The organism is Pseudomonas sp. (assembly GCF_050739775.1).
In the GTDB taxonomy this organism is placed as follows: domain Bacteria; phylum Pseudomonadota; class Gammaproteobacteria; order Pseudomonadales; family Pseudomonadaceae; genus Aquipseudomonas.
The window spans coordinates 95,381-113,741 of record NZ_JBOICA010000005.1 but is presented as its reverse complement, the minus strand read 5'-3'; the positions used below and the strand labels follow the sequence as shown (position 1 = coordinate 113,741).

Here is an 18,361-nt window from a genome sequence, read left to right as displayed (position 1 = left end):
CTCAATGGCCTTTTTTATCGCGTTTGTCAGTGCTGGTCATGTGTTGAGCGGGTTCTTGCTCTTCTGAACAACCCCCAGTATCCGGCGGCGGAGGTCATGATGCCAACCAGCAGCAGTGACGGTAAAGCCGATTGTATCGCTTGTCGAATCATTCGCCAGGATTGGCCGTCAGGATAGCCTGCATGCACGATGTATCCAAAGTCCTCTGAGGCAAGCTTCAGGGTGTTCTCTGCATGGTTGGGTATCATGTAATACTCACCGTTGCCTGTTGCCCAGACATGCTGCTCAGCAAACTGCAGGCTCAGCACCACTGAATTCTGGAACCCGAGCAACTCTGCCTGCAGGACCCGGAGATTGCTGGCAGTGACGACAGCGTTAGCGTTGGCGTTCGCTTGCAGACGATACAGCAGGATAGCTGAGCCCGGGGTCGCTCCGCCGCTGGTGTAAACGCGCAGGTGTCCGTTGACATAGCTACCTGGCTCAATCGTAATATCGGTCGAGCCATCAAGGGTGCCGCAATAGATCCGGTCCTCTTTTATCAGTGACAATGAGCGTACGTTTGGCTGTCTGATCGCCGCCCTGCGCAATTCGGGCAAAACTTCGTCACAGGGCTTAGCCGTCAGCAAAGTGGCTTGAATGGCAGTCTCGCGCAGGGACTCGATAACCCTGTCGATGGCTTACACGGCTTCACGTGCCGTGACCTCAATCGTTTCTTTTTGCTTGCGGTCGACGTGCAATACAAGTACGAGCAAGCCGCAACTGATCGGCGCCAATCCGATCAGAAGGGTCACAAGAAATTCGATCAGGCTACGCCCGGTGTGGGAGTACAGAACCATTGTGGTGTACCTCTATGCTGAACGAAGGGTCAGCATAGAGAAGTGAGCCTGACGCGCCTGTAGTCCCCATTGTTGGCAGTTGTAGTACTCTTCAGCCTAACGTCAGGTTCAAGCGCCCTAGAGGCTGGTCAGTGCCTTCAGGACCAAGTCAGCTACCGCTGCCGCAGATGCCGGATTCTGGCCGGTGATCAATCGACCTTCCTTCTGGTCAGCGATGGCAAACGCTTTCCAGGGGTCATCTGCCTTGCAGTAGATCCCGCCCCGGGCACTCAATTCGTTCTCGGTCAGATAGGGCACCACTTTGTCCAGTTCGGCCAGTTGTTCTTCGATGTTGGAGAAACCTGTCACCTCTCGGTCCTTGAGCAGCAGCGTGTTGTCGCTGAGCTTGATATTGAGCAGTCCGACCGCACCATGGCAGACCGAAGCGACAATCCCACCGGCCTCGAAAATACGGCGGGCCAAGTCCTGCAGTCCGGTATTGTCCGGGAAGTCCCAGATAACACCGTGTCCACCGGTATAGTAGATCGCTGCATAGTCCTGAGCCTTGACCTGCCCAGGATTCAAGGTGGTACCCAGGCGATTCATGAAGGCCTTGTTGTTGTACCACTCCCAGTCAATGTCCTTGGCCATGTTCAGGCTATGGGGGTCGATAGGCACATAGCCACCTGCGGGGCTGAGGTAGTCGACCTTGTAGCCCGCTTTCTCGACTTTGTCGACGAAATGCACCGCCTCACCCAACCAGAGCCCGGTGGCACGCTTGAGTGTCGGGTATTTGGCCGTATTGGTCAGGACCACCAGAATCTTTTTGCTCATCACCAGGCTCCCTTCACTGGATCGGACCCGGTCCACCCGGATCACCGAGGAAAACCTCTACAGCATAGTAGTGCTTGAGCAGGTTGCCATTCCTTGGGGGCCGTATGCTAGCCTTGTTGGGACCATGAATTTGACACTGGAGTCCACAGCCTCATGAGCAGCACCACAACGCAAATGGATGAATTCATGCAGGCCGCCATCGACGAGGCTCGTGAGGGGCAGGGTGAAGGAGGGATTCCGATCGGTTCGGTACTGGTGCACAAAGGTCAGATCATCGGTCGCGGGCACAATCGGCGAGTCCAGTCTGGCAGTGCAATTTTGCATGGCGAAATGGACGCTCTGGAGAATGCCGGCCGACAGCCTGCGAAGGTTTATGCTGAGTCGACGCTGTACACCACCTTGTCACCCTGTGCGATGTGCAGTGGTGCGATCCTGTTGTACGGGATCAAGCGGGTGATCGTCGGCGAAAACCAGACATTCATGGGGGAAGAGGCGTTGCTCAAGGCCCGCGGTGTGGTGCTGGAGGTTCAACACAATGCGGCGTGTATCACCATGATGGAAACGTTCATTGCCGCTCGGCCAGAGCTTTGGAATGAAGACATCGGCCGCTAAGGCCGGCCACCAGCAGCGGCAAGACAATCAGACGCATTGCCCAATGCTCAGGTACTCGCCTAGAGGCCTTGCTGTACCAACGGGTCGTCAGGGTTCAACTGCTCAAGCTGCGCCAGCAGGACCTGCACATTCTGCATCTGCCCGGTCTCTTTCCAGTAATCGATCAACAACACCCTGGCCTTGCGATTGGCCGGGTCACGGGACAGGAGCGCTTCGAGCTGCTTCTGCGCCGGCTCCACTTGCTCAAGCTGGTGCAAGCTGGTGGCCAGGGTATAGCGGTACTCATTGTTGTCCGGTTCAAGTTCCAGGGCACGGGCGAAGGCCAGCAGGGCATATTCGTCCTGGCCGTGGCGCAGCAGCCAGCGTCCCAGCTCGTGCTGCAGGAAAGCTGAGTCCGGTCGCTGCTGCAAGGCATTGGCCAGTACCTGACGCGAGGCATCGGTCTGGCCCTGGCGCTCCAACAGCTGTACCTGCACGGCCAGGGCCTGAAGGTTGTCTGGTTCCAGCTGCAGGGTCCTGTCCAGGGCCACGGCGGCTTCCTTGAGGCTGTTTTCGTGCAGATAAAGCTGGGCCAGGTGCAGTTGCGCGGCGGGCTCGTCGATCTGTTGCGCGAGGACCTGCTGATACTGCTCCAGCGTGTGCTGCAAGGGGCCAAAATACAAACCGATATCGTCCGGCCCCAGCCCTAGCAGGGCATCGACAACGGCAAAACGCACACTCTGCTCTTCATCGTCGAGCAGCGGTCCGAGCACCAGGCTGCGCTGGGCGCCCGGCAACATCGCCTGAATGCTGGCGATGGCGGCGCGGCGTACCAATGGATCGTCATGCTGCAGGTCGCGGTTGGCCAGCTTCAGCGCCAGCGGCGAGGGATAGTTGGGTAACTCGGCGTACAGGCCGGTGCGGCGAATGGCGGAAAGATCAGTGCGCCCCAGTTGCTGATACAGCACCCTGGCCGCACCTGGCTGGCCGTTGTGAGCCATGGCCAGGGCCTTGGCATAGGTGTGTTTGAGCGCCGGCGCCGGGCTGTCGTCGCGCCAGAAATATCCGCCAAGACCCAGAATGATGAGCAGCGTCAGGCTGATGAAGGTGAATTGGCGCTGTTTCGACATGGATGGATCCGGGACATGCGGCAGGCAAGGGTATCAGCTTGGGGCAGTGGGGTGGTGGCGTCAAATGCAGCGGGCTTGCCCCGCGATGACAAAAAAGCCCCGCGCGCGCGAGCAGGCGGGGCAAAAGGTCGGCCAGAAACCAACCAAAGGAGTCGTTGAATCAGTTCACCGCGGCGACGCTCTCGGTTTGCCAGCCACCCCCCAGGGCTTTGTAAATGGCAACGATGCCACGGTACAGGTCAACCTCACCCTGTGCCTGGGCGTCTTCGGCGCTCAGGCGTTCGCGTTCGGCATCGAGCAGAATCAGATAGTCCACCGTACCTTCGCGATAGCGGATCGAGGCGAGGTCAGCGGCCTTGCGACTGGCTTCGCTCTGGCGCAGCAGGGCGAGCAAGCGTTGCTGACGCTTGCTGTAGTCACTGAAGGCGTTTTCCGACTCTTCCAGTGCCAGCAATACCTGCTGTTCGTAGTTGGCCAAGGCCCCTTCGGCATCGGCATTGGCACCGCGCAGGCGCGCCCGCACGCTACCCAGGTCGAACGCGGCCCAGGTGATGCTTGGGCCCAGGGCCCAGGCTTGGGCGGCCGATGAGCCCAACTGCGAGCCACGGGCGGCGGTAAAGCCGAGAAAACCGCTGAGGCTGACCCGTGGGAACAGGTCCGCGGTCGCTACACCAATGTTGGCCGTCGCCGCTGCCAGTTGCCGTTCGGCGCTACGGATGTCCGGACGGCGCTGGAGCAGTTCGCCCGGGTCACCTACCGGCAAGGCTTTGGCAATGGCCGGCAGTTGTGCCGGCGAGAGATCGATGCTCAATGCATCCGGCCGTTGGCCCAGTAAAGTGGCGATGCGATTACGCGCCCGTACCTGTTCAGCCTGCAGCTGCGGCACGCTGGCTTCCACCGCCGCCAGGCGCGCATCGGCACGCACCACATCGAGGTCGTTGCCGACCCCGGCATCGCGCAGGGTTTCGGTGATGCCGCGCGAATCCTGCTGAGTCTTGAGGTTGGCCAGGGCGATCTTCTCACGCAGTTGCGCACCCCTTAGCTGGCCATAGGCATCGACCAGCTCGGCGATCAGACTGACTTGCAGCTGTTGCAGGTCGGCTTGGGCCGCGTCCTGCTGGGCTTCGCTGGCTTCCAGCTGACGCTGGATGCGTCCGAACAGGTCCAGCTCCCAGGCCATGTCCAGGCCCAGGTCATAGCGTTCACTGTTGACCCGGTCCTCGGTTTGCCCCGGAACCTGCCCCTTGCCCAGCTCGCTACTGGCGCGGCTGGTCACAGTCGGCAGGACGTCGTTGCTGACATCGTCGCGAATCGCCCGGGCCGCCTTGAGCCGTGCGAAGGCTACGCGCAGCTCACGGTTGCCTTGCAGCGACTGGCTCACCAGCTGGTTGAGCACCGGGTCATCGAACTGTTTCCACCAGATGCTTTCGAAACGGTTACGGTCAAACGCGGTGTTGGCTGCCGGGTCATTGGCGGCGCTCAGTTGCGCCGCCGCAGTGTCCGGCGCCTTGTAGTCCGGGCCGACCGCACAGGCCGCCAGGGCCAGGACCAGCACGCTGGGCATCCAGAGTTTCAAGGTATTCATGCATGGCTCTCCAGCTTCAGCGCGCGGGCCGCTTTGCGGGCCTGGCTGCGTTCAACGTAACGGCGGATCAGGACAAAGAACACTGGCGTCAGCAGCAACCCGAAGAAGGTCACCCCGATCATCCCGGAGAACACGGCCACACCCATGGCATGACGCATTTCCGCACCGGCACCGGAGGAGAACACCAACGGCACCACACCCATGATGAAGGCGATCGAGGTCATCAGGATTGGCCGCAGACGCAGGCGGCAGGCTTCCAGTACCGCGGCCAATGGGTCGAGACCTTCAGCCTGTTTGTCCTTGGCGAACTCGACGATCAGGATCGCGTTCTTGCACGCCAGCCCCACCAGTACGATCAAGCCGATCTGGGTGAAGATGTTGTTGTCACCCCCCGACAGGATCACCCCGGTGATCGCCGAAAGCAGGGTCATCGGCACGATCAGGATCACCGCCAGTGGCAGGCTCCAGCTTTCGTATTGGGCAGCCAGCACCAGGAAGGCCAGCAGTACGCAGAGCGGGAAGACGAACAGCGCAGTGTTACCGGACAGAATCTGCTGGTAAGTCAGCTCGGTCCATTCGAAGGTCATGCCGTTGGGCAGTTCTTCCTTGAGCAGTTTCTCGATGGCCTTTTCCGCTTGGCCGGAGCTGTAGCCAGGGGCCGCGGCACCGTTGATCTCGGCGGTGATGAAGCCGTTGTAGTGCATGACGCGGTCCGGCCCCGAGGTATCGCTGACCTTGATGAAGGTCGCCAACGGGATCATCTCGCCCTGGTTGTTGCGCACCTTGAGCTGACCGATCTGCTCGGCCTCAAGGCGGAACTGCTGTTCAGCCTGGACGTTGACCTGGTAGGTACGGCCAAAACGGTTGAAGTCGTTGGCATACAGCGAGCCCAGGTAGATCTGCAGGGTATCGAAGATGTCGCTGATGGCCACGCCGTGAGTCTTGGCCTTCTCCCGGTCGATGGCGGCATCGACCTGAGGCACGTTGACCTGGTAGCTGGTGAACAACCCGGCCAGCTCCGGCACGTTATGACTCTTGGCGATGATGTTCTGGGTTTCCTTGTACAGCGCCTCATAACCCAGGTTGCCACGGTCCTCGATCTGCAGGCGGAAGCCGCCGATGGTGCCTAGCCCCTGCACTGGCGGTGGCGGGAAGATCGCGATGTAGGCGTCTTCGATATCGGCGAACTGCGCATTCAGTGCCGCGGCAATGGCTGCAGCTGACTGACTCGGGTCCTTGCGCTCATCAAACGGCTTGAGTGGGGTGAAGACGATGCCGCTGTTCGGGCTGTTGGTGAAGCCGTTGATCGACAGGCCCGGGAACGCCACCGAGTCAGCTACGCCCGGTTGCTTGAGGGCGATCTCGCTCATCTTCTTGATCACCGCCTCTGTGCGGTCAAGGCTGGCCGCGTCCGGCAGTTGGGCGAACGCCACCAAATACTGCTTGTCCTGTGCCGGGACGAAACCGGTCGGGGTCGAGGAGAAGCCCAGCCAGGTCATGACAATCAGGCCACCATAGACGAACAGGGCAATGCCGCTGCTGCGGATAACCCGCCCGACAGCCCCGACATAGCTATGGCTGGCACGGTCGAAGAAACGGTTGAACGGGCCGAACAGCCAGCCACCGAGCAGACGTTCAAGCACGCGGGAAAACCGGTCCTTGGGCGCATGGTGTTCTTTGAGCAGCACCGCCGCCAGCGCTGGTGACAGGGTCAGGGAGTTGAACGCCGAGATGACCGTCGAGATGGCGATGGTCAGGGCGAACTGTTTGTAGAACTGTCCGGTAAGGCCGGAGATAAACGCAGCGGGTACGAATACGGCGCACAGCACCAGGGCGGTCGCAATGATTGGTCCGGTTACTTCGCCCATGGCTTTCTGCGTGGCCTCCAGGGGTTTCAAGCCCAGGCCGATATTACGCTCTACGTTTTCCACCACGACAATGGCGTCGTCCACCACGATACCGATAGCCAGCACCAGGCCGAACAGTGACAACGCGTTGAGCGAGAAGCCAAACAGATGCATCACCGCGAAGGTACCGATCAAGGACACCGGCACCGCCACCAGCGGAATGATCGAGGCGCGCCAGGTCTGCAGGAACAGGATCACTACCAGGACCACCAGCACCAGGGCTTCGAACAGGGTGTGAACCACCGCTTCGATGGAGCCACGCACGAACACGGTAGGGTCGTAGACGATGCTGTAGTCCATGCCTTCGGGGAAGTCTTGCTTGAGCTCGGCCATTTTCGCGCGCACTTCATCGGAGATCTCGATGGCGTTGGAGCCCGGGCGCTGGAAGATCGGGATGGCCACCGCCGGCTGATTGTTAAGCAGCGAGCGCAGGGCGTACTGGCTAGAACCCAACTCGACCCTAGCGATGTCTTTGAGGCGGGTGATTTCACCCTCGGCGCCTGAGCGAATGATGATGTTCTCGAACTCTTCCTCGCTGACCAGGCGGCCCTGGGTGTTGACCGACAACTGGAAGCTGGTGCTGCCCGGCGCGGGCGGCGCACCGAGCTGGCCAGCCGCGACCTGACGGTTCTGCTCGCGAATGGCGGCAACCACGTCGCTGGCGGTGAGGTTGCGCGAGGCGGTCTTGTTCGGATCCAGCCACACCCGCAGGGAGTAATCGCCCATGCCGAACAGCTGCACATCGCCAACACCGCCCAGGCGCGCCAGCTCATCCTTGATGTTGAGAATGGCGTAGTTGGACAGGTAGAGCATGTCGTAGCGATTGTCCGGCGAAGTTAGGTGCACGACCATGGTCAGGTCGGGCGAAGCTTTGTCGACGGTGATGCCGATACGGGTCACTTCTTCGGGCAGCTTGGGCTGGGTCCGGGTGACCCGGTTCTGCACCTGCACCTGGGCATTATCCAGGTCAGTGCCCAATGCGAAGGTGATGGTCAGGGTCAACTTGCCGTCGGCGGTGGACTGCGAGGACATGTAGAGCATGTTCTCGACACCGGTGATGGCCTGCTCAAGAGGTGCGGCAACGGTCTCGCCGATCACTTTCGGGTTGGCCCCGGGGAAGTTGGCGCGCACCACTACGGTGGGCGGCACAACTTCAGGGTATTCGCTGATCGGCAGCTGGAACAGCGAGATGCTGCCGGCAATCAGGATCAGCAGCGATAGCACCGCGGCGAAAATCGGCCGGGTAATAAAGAACTTGGAAAAATTCATCGGAGCGATTCCTTAACCGCGTGGTGCCGAGGCACTGGCGAGTTTTACCGTGGCAGTGGCGGCAGGCTTGCCCTGGGTGCTGGCTTCCAGCGCTTGGCGTTGTTGGGCGAGGGCGGCGATGGTCGCTTCACTGGCCATCGGCGTGTCCTGGGGATCGACCGGCGAGCCGGGACGCACCCGTTGCAGGCCCTTGACCACAATGCGGTCATCCTTGCTCAGGCCGCTGCGCACGATGCGCAGGCCTTCGAGCTTGGGCCCAAGTTCGACGGCGCGATAAGCGGCCTTGTTGTCCTTGTCCATGACCAGCACGAACTTCTTGCCAAGGTCGGTGCCGACGGCTTCGTCATTGATCAGTACCGCCGAGTAGGTAGCGCTGCCGACCAGTTTCAGGCGCGCATACAGGCCCGGGGTGAACTGCCCGTCGCTGTTGTCGAACACCGCCCGGCCGCGGATGGTGCCGGTCTTGGGGTTGACCTGGTTGTCGACGAAGTTCATCTGGCCCAGGTGCGGGTTGCCTTGTTCGTTGGAGAGGCCCAGATACACTGGGGTGCTCTGGCCGCGCTGGCCGTTGCGGGCCAGTTGGGTGTACTTGAGGTAAACGCGTTCGTCGGCATCGAAGTAGGCATAGACCTTGTCGGTTGAGACCACGCTGGTCAGTGGGGTGACATCGGCGCTGACGATGTTGCCGGCGGTGAACTGGGCGCGGCTGACCTGGCCGCTGATCGGAGCGCTGACGCGGGTAAAGCTCAGGTTCAGGCGGGCCAGGTCCAGCTGGGCCTGGATGGCTGCGACGCCGGCGCGTGCTTCGGCGGCGGCACTGGTGCGCGACTCGGCGAGTTCCGCGGAGATTGCGTTGCTGCTGCGCAGGCGCTCGCCACGACGGGATTCGTTTTCACTGCGAATGGCGGTAGCGCGGGCTTGCTGCAACTGCGCTTCGAGGCGGCGGACTTCAGCCTGGAACGGACGCGGATCGATCTGGAACAGCAAGTCGCCTTTCTTGACCTGAGCGCCTTCGGTGAAGGCCACCTGATCGATCTGGCCGGAGACGCGTGGTCGAACTTCTACCGTCTCGGGTGCTTCGAGACGACCGGTGAATTCGTCCCATTCATTGATCGGTTGCTCCAGCACTTTGGCGACGCTGACCTTGGCCGCCGCGGGTGCCTGTACGGCCTCCGGGGTGCGACCGCAGGCACTCATCACCAGTACTGCCAATAGAGCCAGGGGGTAACGCAAAGGTTTGAGTGACTGTTCCATGGGATATCCGCCAATTTATTGAGAATGGGCGGATTCTGCGATTTGTACCTATTAACGACGAATCGAATGGGGCGAAGGTAACTATCACTGGGAATGATATGTGGGAGCGGCGGTGCGATGGCGCCAGAGATGTTTTATTTTTTACACTCGGCCAACACCACTTTGCAGGTATGGGGCGTGCCACCGGACCGGCCGGCGTAGCGCATGCAATTGTGCAAGGACTTCTGCCGAGCCATTTGCAGGGTAGCCCCCCAGGCCAGACCGCCCTCGCCGGTAGTGGGCAGCGCTTTGGCGTAACAGCTGGAGCCTGAAGTTGCAGCCGAGTGGCGAGCCTTCGCAGATTGACTTGTACAGCCAGCCGACAGTGCCAGGCTGATGGCCAGGAGGGACGTGGTTATCAGTGATGCGCATCTGAATGTTGATTTGCCGGTCATCCCATTTCCCCCTACAAGGCCACAGCCATTCTAAGTCTAAGACTTAAAGATAACTCCGGCTTTTTTCTGAAAAGTCGGAATCCACCAAGGCTGACGTCTGACGTCAGCCCGGAATATTCAGGTTGCTGTAGGCCCGTGGATGAATTGACACGTTTATTGATGCTGCGGCTTCGTGAACCGCTCATTCTAATGCGCTACTCCCGCCGCTCGGTCATTAACAGCAACGACTGCGGTATCGGACTTTGCGGATGCTGCGGTTCCTGCAGGCCGACCAGCCGAAAACCGGCCATGTCCAGTGCATTGAGCCAGCTCGACAAGGTGCGCAAGTACCATGGCATGGGTTGCCACTGCCCCGGCAGCCCAGCGAAGTTCTCTTCCCGCCAACCATCCTGATAGTCACCCGCCGCCGCAGTCCACGGATGTAGCGTCTGGATCACCAGCGCACCGCCAGGGGCGAGCAGGGCGTTCATGGCCGCGAGCAGAGGGATGATGTCCTGGTGCAGCAGGGCGAAGTTGGCGCAGATCAGCGCGTAGTCGCTGCCGATATCCACCTTTGCCTCTACCAACGTTTCATAACTCACCAAATGCACCCGTGAAGAGCCCGCCGCCCGCGCCGCCTTGACCAGTGTCGGATCGCCATCCACACCGACGGCCTCGATGCCCCGTTCAGCCAACGCACGTAGCAACCAACCCTCGCCGCAGCCCAAGTCGAGTACGCGCTCGGGCTGGCGGCTTAGCACCGCCAGCAGGATTGCCTGGTCGGTGACCTTGAGGCGGCTTGCAATGGTGCCGGTTCGGATCGCCTCTATCCAGGCGTGTGCGTTGTGGTGCCAGCTTTGCAGGAGGTCGGTTTCGGGGGCGGCCATTTCCATATCCGGGGTTGGGGGAAATACAAGGATAGGACACGTGCTGGTGAGCCGGAGCCGGGCTTTCTGTCCGGCTAGCTTTCCTTTGTTTCAAGGGCAATGGGTGTAGGTAGCTGTGGTTTTCATGGCTTGTCCTCCGCGTGAGGGAGAACAAGGGTGGACCTGCTACGGTACACGGTCGCTAACCGACCCATTGCGGACGATGGCAAAGGGCTGCGATAGACCTGGAACAGTCCGCTAAGGCCGCACGGCTCGGCCTATGGGGGTTATCAGAGGCTAAAGTAATGCCGCCATGGAAATGGCGAAAAGCAGGTAAAACAACTACAGGCCACCTTCGGGTGGTCTTTTAGCATTTGCGGGTAATACTTCTCTGTACAGGCGGGCGTGTTGCTGGTGGCGCGAGCTGCGGGAGGTGTGAGGTGAACAAGCTATCAATTGTGGGTGCCGGAATAGTGGGTGAGGCGGCGGCGCAGATCATCGCCCGGGAAGAGTTCTGTCGTGAGTTGATGTTGATTGATGTGCAGGGTGAGTTGGCACAGGGCAAGGCCCTGGACGTCTGGCAGGCGGCTGTTGAGTCAGGTTCTGATACCAGGGTTTACGGCGGCTCCAAGGCCGAATTGCTACAGGATTCTGACCTGGTGGTGATTACCGCGGGTGTGCCCCGCAAGCCTGGTCAGTCGCGTCAGGATGTATTGAGTATCAATCTGCCAATTCTCGATAGCATCATGCGGGATATCAATCGTCATGCTCCGGCGGCGACGGTGTTGGTGGTGTCGAACCCGGTCGACGTGCTGACCTATCGGGCTTGCAGTCTCAGTGGACTGGGACGCAACAGGGTGTTTGGGCAGGCGGGGGTACTGGATACAGCGCGCATGAAGTGTTTCATTGCCGAGGAGACAGGGTTTTCTGCTCGGGATATCACCGCGCTGGTGCTGGGAGGGCATGGCGATAGCATGGTGCCGCTGATGCGCTACTGTGCGGTCGGTTCGGTGCCGCTGTCTCACTTCCTGTCCAATCAGCAGATAGAGCGGATTGTGCAGCGCACACGTCAGGGTGGCGGCGAGATTCTGGGTTTGAAGAAGGTGGGGAGCGCTTGCGATGCGCCGGGCGTGGCAATTGCACAGATGGTGGATGCTATCGCCAATGGGCGAAACCGCATTTTGCCGACGGTCGCGATTCTCGAGGGCGAGTACGGGCGAACGGGTATTGCCATGGGTGTCCCCTGTGTGCTGGCAGAGGAGGGGGTTGCGCGGGTGATCGAGTTGTCTCTGGATGCGCAGGAGCAGGCGATGTTCGACCGCTCTGCAGATCAGGTGGTGCGTGATATTGCTGAAATGAATGCTTTGTGAGCGGGACTATATGAGGGGGGCGCAACGGGGAGTGGAGCGCCGCTCCCTGGCGCTCGGGGTCATGGTGTTACCTGGTGTCAGGCAGGGGCACTATGATCTTTTATGGGTCTGAACAGGCCGGATAGTCGCGTTTCTTCAAACCGGTATATAGCTGGCGCGGACGACCGATGCGTGTTTCGACTGTCCCCATACCCTATCAGGCCAATCCTGTTTGATCGTCCTCGCATGCTTCGACAGCTCCATCGAGGCTCACCGATTCGCGGTTGAGTGACCTGTTCCAGGACACGACACACGGTCTCAGCCGGCAAGGACGCTTTGCGCCCACGACCCGGTTTGTCGAGCAAACCATCCAATCTCAGCGTTTGAAAACGCTGGCACCAACAAGTGATCGTGGGGAGTGAGAAACCCGTCAAACGAGCAATCTCTATCCGCGAACAACCTTGGGCTGCCAGCAGGATTAGCCGGGCGCGACGGCCGTCGCGCTGACTGATGGTGGCCGAGCGTACTCGGCGACTCAGTTCGGCCTGTTCTTCTGGGCTGAGGATAATTTCTTGGGCGTTCACTTGCGTTCCCCCGAGCGCTGAATGACAGGGAAAGTGTAGCCAAAACCACAGAAAAATTATTTCGGAAACAGCACACTAGATCGATGACGACTCAGACATCTCCACCAGCAGTTGCCCAAATGCATTGGCCGCTGGGGTCTTCCCTGTGACACTCCATATCAGTCTGAAATCAGCCTCCAACAGCGGCGGCAGGCCATGTTGACCATCAATCACCAGCATACCGGGCTCTAGATCGCCCAGCGGTAGAGCGGTGACGGCAAGCCCCGCCAATACCGCCGCCCGCAGTCCTTGTTGACTCGGAGAGGTAAAGGCGACCCGCCAATCCACGGTGGAACTCTTCAATGCATCTACGGCCACCTGGCGGTGCACGCAGGGCGCTGGTGCAAACGCCAGCGGCAAAGGGGCATCGCCGGGAAAGTCGAAACTCTGCGCCGCGGCCCAGACAAACCGGGTTTCGCGCAGCACGGTACCACCGGCCGGACTGCCCGGCAACGCCATGACCACGGCCAGATCGAGCCCATCGGCCTCGACCAGCGCGCGCAGATCGAGGTAGGTGCCGACGGTAACATCCAGACGTACGGCGGGAAATTGTCTGGCGAACCGAGTCAGTAACGGCGGCAGGCCGTCGCCGATAAAGTTTTCTGGTACACCGAAGCGCACGACCCCGGATACCGATGACGTTGCGAAACGCCGGGAGAGGGCGTCTTGCGCTCTGAGGATGTGTTCGGCATGGCGCAGAAAATCTTCGCCATCTTCTGTCAGCGTCAAACGTCGGGTGGTGCGCACCAGTAGCGCGGTACCGGCCTGTTCTTCCAAACGCCGGATCTGATGACTGATCGCTGACTGGCTTACGTGCAGCCGCTCTGCGGCACGCGTGAAACTACCGGTCTCCTTGATCGCGACAAAAGCACGCAACAGAGTTGGGTCGAAGTCCATTAAGTCAACTCATGATGAATATTAATAAAACTTACGAAATTAAATCATTTTTGTCATTTTTTAATTACTTCCAGAATGCGCCCGGTCACTTGGACTTGTGCCTGGTGACGCTGGCTAGGCTATCGCGTCTCCTCCTGATGGTGTTCAGAGCGGTCTTGCCAGTGCCCATCAACTTGATCTGGAAGATCACGATGCAGTTCTCTTCTTCGCAAAAAGATGTTTTCACAATAGCTGCCGTTTGCTTGGCCTCGCTGATGTTCGGCCTGGAAATCTCGAGCGTGCCGGCAATCCTGCCCACTCTTGAAGCGGTTCTGCGCAGCGATTTCAAAGATATGCAGTGGATCATGAATGCCTACACCATCGCCTGCACCACGGTGCTGATGGCCACCGGCATACTGGCGGATCGGTATGGGCGCAAGCGAGTGTTTGTCATTAGCCTGGTGCTTTTCGGCATTACCTCCCTGGGCTGCGGATGGGCGCAAAGCCCCAGCGTGTTGATCGCAAGCCGATTCCTGCAAGGTATGTCCGGTGGTGCCATGCTGATCTGTCAGGTGGCGGTGCTGTCTCACCGATTCCAGTCGGGAGCTGCACGCGGTAAAGCTTTCAGTGCCTGGGGGATCGTGTTCGGCATCGGTTTGGGGTTCGGTCCGATTATCGGTGCAGCTATTGTGGCGTTGTCGAGTTGGGAATGGGTGTTCCTGGTGCATGCGCCAATTGCCGTGCTCGCGCTGGTGCTGGTGATCGCCGGTGTCGATGAATCACGCGATCCGCAGCGTCGCAGGCTGGATGTGTTGGGCATTGTTTCGCTGTCGCTGGCCGTGTTAGGCCTTTCCTGGTTCATCACTCAGGGCGCAGGGGTGGGTTTCTCCAGCGGTTCGGCCATCGCCAGCCTGGTTGTGGCAATGGTCAGCTTCATCGTCTTTGTCGTCGCGCAGCGGCGCTATGTCGATCCCATGTTCGACTTCTCGGTATTTCGCATCCGCCGCTTCTCGGGTGCCTTGCTAGGGTCGGCAGGCATGAACTTCAGCTTCTGGCCATTCATGATCTACCTGCCGTTGTACTTTCAAAATAGCCTGGGCTACGCCAGTGTCGGCACCGGTCTGGCATTGCTGGCCTATACGCTGCCGACGCTGGTTATACCCCCGTTGGGTGAGCGGCTGGCGCTGCGCTATCGACCTGACGTGGTGATTCCCGCAGGCTTGTTCACCATAGGTCTGGGGTTCCTGCTGATGAAATGGGGCAGCAGTGTCACGCATGCCAGCTGGCTGACGATGCTTCCAGGCTGCCTGATCGCCGGGATCGGACTGGGGCTGACCAACACGCCTGTTACCAATACCACCACCGGATCGGTGCCCAGTGAGCGTGCTGGCATGGCATCGGGCATCGATATCAGCGCTCGTATGATCAGTCTTGCAATCAATATCGCGCTGATGGGGTTCATCTTGGTGGAAGGTATCCTGTTTTCCCTGCGCAACCAGTTGTCCGGCTCGCCCGATGATGTGCAGCTGAGGTTGCTGGCGGAGAATATTTCAGCCGGCAACTCTGCCGTGTTGGTGCAGGCTGGCCAGGGGACTACGATTCCTGTCGATGTCGCCAACGCAGCGTTGGCGCATGGGTTTGGCTGGGTGATGCTGTATGGCGGTATTGCAGCATGGGTGCTGGTGGCAGCGAGCTGCCTGGTCTTTCGTTCGAGCAAAGCCGTTCATTCTCAGCAGTGACTGTCATCCGAAGGACTGCTGTTGGCCGATTGTGTTGAAAAAGTTCGAACTGCAGGCTACTCCTTGGAAATAAATGTGCGGGTTCCCTGAACCGAGATCTTCCGGCAAATACTGCGGCGCCTGCATCGCTGGCAATGCCAGCTCACAAGGGCCCGCATTGCTGATCTGCATCAAGCACCGATAGCTCGCAGAGCGCAAAAATAGCCTACCAATTCTAGTGGACCGGGTTGGAGAGCGAAATTCGGAGCACAAAGCTGGTGTCCACTCACCCGCCCCGCGTAAATCGCCGCTTGACCCATTCACCTCAGGACGAATGCCGGGAGGACGCTATGGGATCATTGCAAGCGCACACGCGCAGCACAACGAGCAGCAACGTACAGCCTTGGTACCGCAAAAGCGCGCAACAAACCATGGCCGACTTGCAGACCAGCATTGCCGGCCTCGCGCCTGAAGAGGCCAAGGCACGATTGCTGCGCCTGGGGTCCAATGTCCTGCTGGCCAAAACCGTTGACCCTATCTGGTTGCGTTTTGCCCGGCACTTCAACGATGTGCTCATCTACATTCTGCTGGCCGCCGCCCTGGCTACGGCGTTGATGGGGCATTGGACCGATACCCTGGTAATCATCACGGTGGCGGTGATCAATGCGGCCATTGGCTTCTTTCAGGAGAACAAGGCCGAGAAGTCCCTGGCCGCTTTGCGTGGCATGCTCAGCAGCACCGCCCGTGTCGTGCGCAATGGTCAGAAACTGGAGATTGATGCCAGCGAATTGGTGCCGGGCGACATTGTTGTGTTACGTCCTGGCGACAAGATTCCCGCCGATGTGCGCCTGTTCGAGGTCCACCAGTTGCAGGTGGAAGAGTCGATGCTCACCGGTGAGTCGCTCACGGTGACCAAACAGACTGACGCTCTGGACCACGAGGCGCAGCTGGCTGACCGTACCAATCTCGCCTTCTCCGGCACCAGTGTCAGCGCTGGCAACGCCAAGGGCGTGGTGATCGAGACCGGTACCGCCACTGAACTGGGCAAGATCAACCGCATGATCGCCACGGTGGACGAGACCGAGACGCCTTTGCTGCGGCAGATCGCCCAGCTCGGCAAGCGTATCTTCCAGCTGATTATCGGCATGATGGTGCTGCTGTTCATCATCGGCTTCTTCTGGCACGACTATCCGCTGGGCGAGTTGTCGCTGTCGCTGATCAGTCTGGCCGTGGCGGCGGTGCCCGAGGGGTTGCCGGCGATTGTGTCAATCATTCTCTCGCTCGGCGTGCAGCGCATGGCGCGCAACCAGGCGATCATTCGCAAGCTGCCCAGCGTGGAAACCCTCGGTGCGATGAATGTGATCTGCTCGGACAAGACCGGCACGCTGACCATGAACGAAATGACGGTGAAGCACGTGCTGACCGCCAACAGGTTCTACGGCGTAGGCGGGCAGAGCTACGAACCCCGCGGTCGTATCACTTTGGCCGGGGCTGGCGAGGCGCTGGATTGGGCCGCGCACCCGAACCTTGCGGCCTTCATCCGCGCCGTGGACATCTGCAACGACAGCAGCCTGCAACGCGATGAACAAGGGCGCTGGACGGTGGTCGGCGGCCCTACCGAAGGCGCGCTCAAGGTGCTGGCGCGCAAGGCTGACCTCGCACTAGCCGACGTGCGGCGCATGGGCAAGATCCCCTTCGACTCGGCCTATAAATACATGGCCCGACGTTGCGATGTGGATGGCGAACGTCTGATCTACCTCAAGGGCGCCCCTGACGTGCTGCTGAGTATGTGCGAGCAGCAACTGGGCGCGGACGGTCCCGAGCTGCTGGATTGTGCTTACTGGGAGCGCGAGATGAGCCACATCGCCGAGCAGGGCCTGCGCATGCTGGCGGCGGCTTACCGGCCGGTAAACGGCGCGGGTGGCGAAATCGAGCATGCGGACCTGCGCCAGGGCATGGTGTTTCTCGGTGTTGCCGGGCTGATGGATCCGCCGCGGCCCGAGGCGATCGAGGCAATCGCCATGTGCAAGCAGGCGGGTATCCAGGTCAAGATGATCACCGGTGATCACCCGGACACTGCGGTCGCCATCGCGCGCATGCTGGGTATGGGCAACGACCTGCGGGCCATGACCGGCAAGGAGCTGGAACAGACTGACGATGCGGCGCTGAAGTCGCTGGCCATGCAGTACTCGGTTTTTGCCCGTACCAGCCCGGAGCACAAGTTGCGCCTGGTGCGTGCGTTGCAGGCCAACGGGCAGGTCGTGGGCATGACTGGTGATGGCGTCAACGACGCCCCGGCGTTGAAACAGGCTGATGTCGGCATCGCCATGGGTATCAAGGGCACCGAGGTGACCAAGGAGGCCGCCGACATGGTGCTCACCGACGACAACTTCTCCACTATCGCCAATGCTGTGCGCGAAGGACGTCGGGTTTACGACAACCTGAAGAAGACCGTGCTGTTTATCCTGCCGACCAACATGGCCCAAGGGCTGTTGATCGTCATGGCCCTGCTGGTCGGTGCGGTGGTGCCGCTGTCACCGTTGCAGATCCTGTGGATGAACATGGCCACGTCCACCACGTTGTCCTTTGCTTTGGCTTTCGAGCCGGGCGAGCCGGGGATGATGCGCCGCTCACCGAGGAAAGCTGGCGAGTCGATTCTCAACGCCTACGCGGTATGGCGGGTGCTGTTTGTCGGTGGGCTGCTGACGGCGGCGGCCTTCCTGCTGGAGTCGTGGATGGTCGCCGATGGCCAGGACACGGACACCATCCGCACGATGGTGCTGCACACCCTGGTGACGGCGCAGTGGGCCTATCTGTTCAACTGCCGTCTGCAGGATCAGTTCTCGCTGAACATGGCCTTGTTGCGCAACGGTGCATTGCTCACGGTCACACTTGGCTTGATCTTGCTGCAGTGCCTGATATCCTACGCGCCCTTTATGCAAACGGCGTTCCATACCGTGCCATTGTCCTTCAGTGACTGGATGGTGGCATTAGGCATTGGCGTACTGGTTTTCTTCGCAGTAGAGCTGGAGAAACTGGTGATGCGTCGTTGCAAGGCAAGCAAGAGCGCTTAGCTACGGATTGCACACCCTGTGTAGCAGGGTGTGCAATCCGCTTCAGGATTTTTCCTG

Annotated in this window: 13 protein-coding genes and 1 pseudogene; 4 read left to right on the top strand and 10 right to left on the bottom strand. The window is 60.1% G+C overall.

The annotated features are described in order from the left end of the window. Window positions 1-26: 26 nt before the first annotated feature. Both ACRESH_RS04620 and ACRESH_RS04615 read right to left on the bottom strand, forming a co-directional pair. Window positions 27-662 carry a CSS-motif domain-containing protein gene (locus ACRESH_RS04620; protein ID WP_431740881.1) on the bottom strand — a complete coding sequence of 212 codons (636 nt, stop codon included), beginning with the start codon at window positions 660-662 and terminating at the stop codon, window positions 27-29. A 291-nt stretch (window positions 663-953) separates the two neighbouring features. Then, window positions 954-1,649, bottom strand: coding sequence for a type 1 glutamine amidotransferase domain-containing protein (locus ACRESH_RS04615; RefSeq protein WP_431740845.1), 696 nt, complete (start codon window positions 1,647-1,649; stop codon window positions 954-956). A 174-nt stretch (window positions 1,650-1,823) separates the two neighbouring features. On the opposite strand from ACRESH_RS04615, the gene ACRESH_RS04610 reads away from it, so the two are divergent. Continuing rightward, on the top strand, window positions 1,824-2,261 hold the full coding sequence (locus tag ACRESH_RS04610; RefSeq protein WP_431740880.1) for a nucleoside deaminase: 438 nt from the start codon (window positions 1,824-1,826) through the stop codon (window positions 2,259-2,261). 59 nt (window positions 2,262-2,320) lie between these two features. Here ACRESH_RS04610 and ACRESH_RS04605 read toward each other — a convergent pair whose 3' ends face one another. The 6 genes from ACRESH_RS04605 to ACRESH_RS04580 all read right to left on the bottom strand — a co-directional run bounded on the left by ACRESH_RS04605 (window position 2,321) and on the right by ACRESH_RS04580 (window position 10,685). Then, a complete protein-coding gene (locus ACRESH_RS04605; protein WP_431740844.1) occupies window positions 2,321-3,370 on the bottom strand; it encodes a tetratricopeptide repeat protein in 1,050 nt (349 codons plus the stop codon). 160 nt (window positions 3,371-3,530) lie between these two features. Beyond that, the gene (locus ACRESH_RS04600) at window positions 3,531-4,955 is read right to left on the bottom strand and encodes an efflux transporter outer membrane subunit (RefSeq protein ID WP_431740843.1); all 1,425 of its coding nucleotides are present in this window, start codon (window positions 4,953-4,955) and stop codon (window positions 3,531-3,533) included. Then, window positions 4,952-8,131 carry an efflux RND transporter permease subunit gene (locus tag ACRESH_RS04595; protein WP_431740842.1) on the bottom strand — a complete coding sequence of 1,060 codons (3,180 nt, stop codon included), beginning with the start codon at window positions 8,129-8,131 and terminating at the stop codon, window positions 4,952-4,954. The genes ACRESH_RS04600 and ACRESH_RS04595 overlap by 4 nt, the downstream gene beginning before the upstream one ends. A 12-nt stretch (window positions 8,132-8,143) precedes the next feature. Next, window positions 8,144-9,385, bottom strand: coding sequence for a multidrug efflux RND transporter periplasmic adaptor subunit MexE (gene mexE, locus ACRESH_RS04590; RefSeq protein WP_431740841.1), 1,242 nt, complete (start codon window positions 9,383-9,385; stop codon window positions 8,144-8,146). A 134-nt stretch (window positions 9,386-9,519) separates the two neighbouring features. Next, entirely contained in the window at window positions 9,520-9,819 is a 300-nt protein-coding gene (locus tag ACRESH_RS04585) for a hypothetical protein (protein WP_431740840.1), read from the bottom strand. 194 nt (window positions 9,820-10,013) lie between these two features. Then, window positions 10,014-10,685: a class I SAM-dependent methyltransferase gene (locus ACRESH_RS04580; RefSeq protein WP_431740839.1), complete on the bottom strand. Its 672-nt coding sequence runs from the start codon at window positions 10,683-10,685 to the stop codon at window positions 10,014-10,016. A 419-nt stretch (window positions 10,686-11,104) separates the two neighbouring features. Between ACRESH_RS04580 and ACRESH_RS04575 the strand changes: the two genes are divergently transcribed. Then, entirely contained in the window at window positions 11,105-12,034 is a 930-nt protein-coding gene (locus ACRESH_RS04575) for a malate dehydrogenase (protein ID WP_431740838.1), read from the top strand. Between the two features lie 224 nt (window positions 12,035-12,258). On the opposite strand, the pseudogene ACRESH_RS04570 reads toward ACRESH_RS04575, so the two are convergent. Then, a pseudogene (locus ACRESH_RS04570) lies at window positions 12,259-12,597 on the bottom strand (helix-turn-helix domain-containing protein); the annotation flags it as partial. A gap of 75 nt (window positions 12,598-12,672) precedes the next feature. Then, on the bottom strand, window positions 12,673-13,533 hold the full coding sequence (locus tag ACRESH_RS04565; RefSeq protein ID WP_431740837.1) for a LysR family transcriptional regulator: 861 nt from the start codon (window positions 13,531-13,533) through the stop codon (window positions 12,673-12,675). Between the two features lie 191 nt (window positions 13,534-13,724). Here ACRESH_RS04565 and ACRESH_RS04560 point away from each other — a divergent pair, with 191 nt between their 5' ends. Together ACRESH_RS04560 and ACRESH_RS04555 are read left to right on the top strand one after the other, a co-directional pair. Continuing rightward, entirely contained in the window at window positions 13,725-15,251 is a 1,527-nt protein-coding gene (locus ACRESH_RS04560) for an MFS transporter (protein WP_431740879.1), read from the top strand. A gap of 329 nt (window positions 15,252-15,580) precedes the next feature. Further along, window positions 15,581-18,304, top strand: coding sequence for a cation-transporting P-type ATPase (locus ACRESH_RS04555; protein ID WP_431740836.1), 2,724 nt, complete (start codon window positions 15,581-15,583; stop codon window positions 18,302-18,304). Window positions 18,305-18,361: the final 57 nt, after the last annotated feature.

What these genes read in the sequence shown, in the direction of transcription:
- ACRESH_RS04585 (WP_431740840.1), bottom strand. Translation starts at nt 9,819, where the DNA reads ATGACCGGCAAATCAACATTCAGATGCGCATCACTGATAACCACGTCC.
- ACRESH_RS04560 (WP_431740879.1), top strand. Translation starts at nt 13,725, where the DNA reads ATGCAGTTCTCTTCTTCGCAAAAAGATGTTTTCACAATAGCTGCCGTT.
- ACRESH_RS04565 (WP_431740837.1), bottom strand. Translation starts at nt 13,533, where the DNA reads ATGGACTTCGACCCAACTCTGTTGCGTGCTTTTGTCGCGATCAAGGAG.
- mexE (WP_431740841.1), bottom strand. Translation starts at nt 9,385, where the DNA reads ATGGAACAGTCACTCAAACCTTTGCGTTACCCCCTGGCTCTATTGGCA.
- ACRESH_RS04605 (WP_431740844.1), bottom strand. Translation starts at nt 3,370, where the DNA reads ATGTCGAAACAGCGCCAATTCACCTTCATCAGCCTGACGCTGCTCATC.
- ACRESH_RS04600 (WP_431740843.1), bottom strand. Translation starts at nt 4,955, where the DNA reads ATGAATACCTTGAAACTCTGGATGCCCAGCGTGCTGGTCCTGGCCCTG.
- ACRESH_RS04595 (WP_431740842.1), bottom strand. Translation starts at nt 8,131, where the DNA reads ATGAATTTTTCCAAGTTCTTTATTACCCGGCCGATTTTCGCCGCGGTG.
- ACRESH_RS04615 (WP_431740845.1), bottom strand. Translation starts at nt 1,649, where the DNA reads ATGAGCAAAAAGATTCTGGTGGTCCTGACCAATACGGCCAAATACCCG.
- ACRESH_RS04555 (WP_431740836.1), top strand. Translation starts at nt 15,581, where the DNA reads ATGGGATCATTGCAAGCGCACACGCGCAGCACAACGAGCAGCAACGTA.
- ACRESH_RS04580 (WP_431740839.1), bottom strand. Translation starts at nt 10,685, where the DNA reads ATGGCCGCCCCCGAAACCGACCTCCTGCAAAGCTGGCACCACAACGCA.
- ACRESH_RS04610 (WP_431740880.1), top strand. Translation starts at nt 1,824, where the DNA reads ATGGATGAATTCATGCAGGCCGCCATCGACGAGGCTCGTGAGGGGCAG.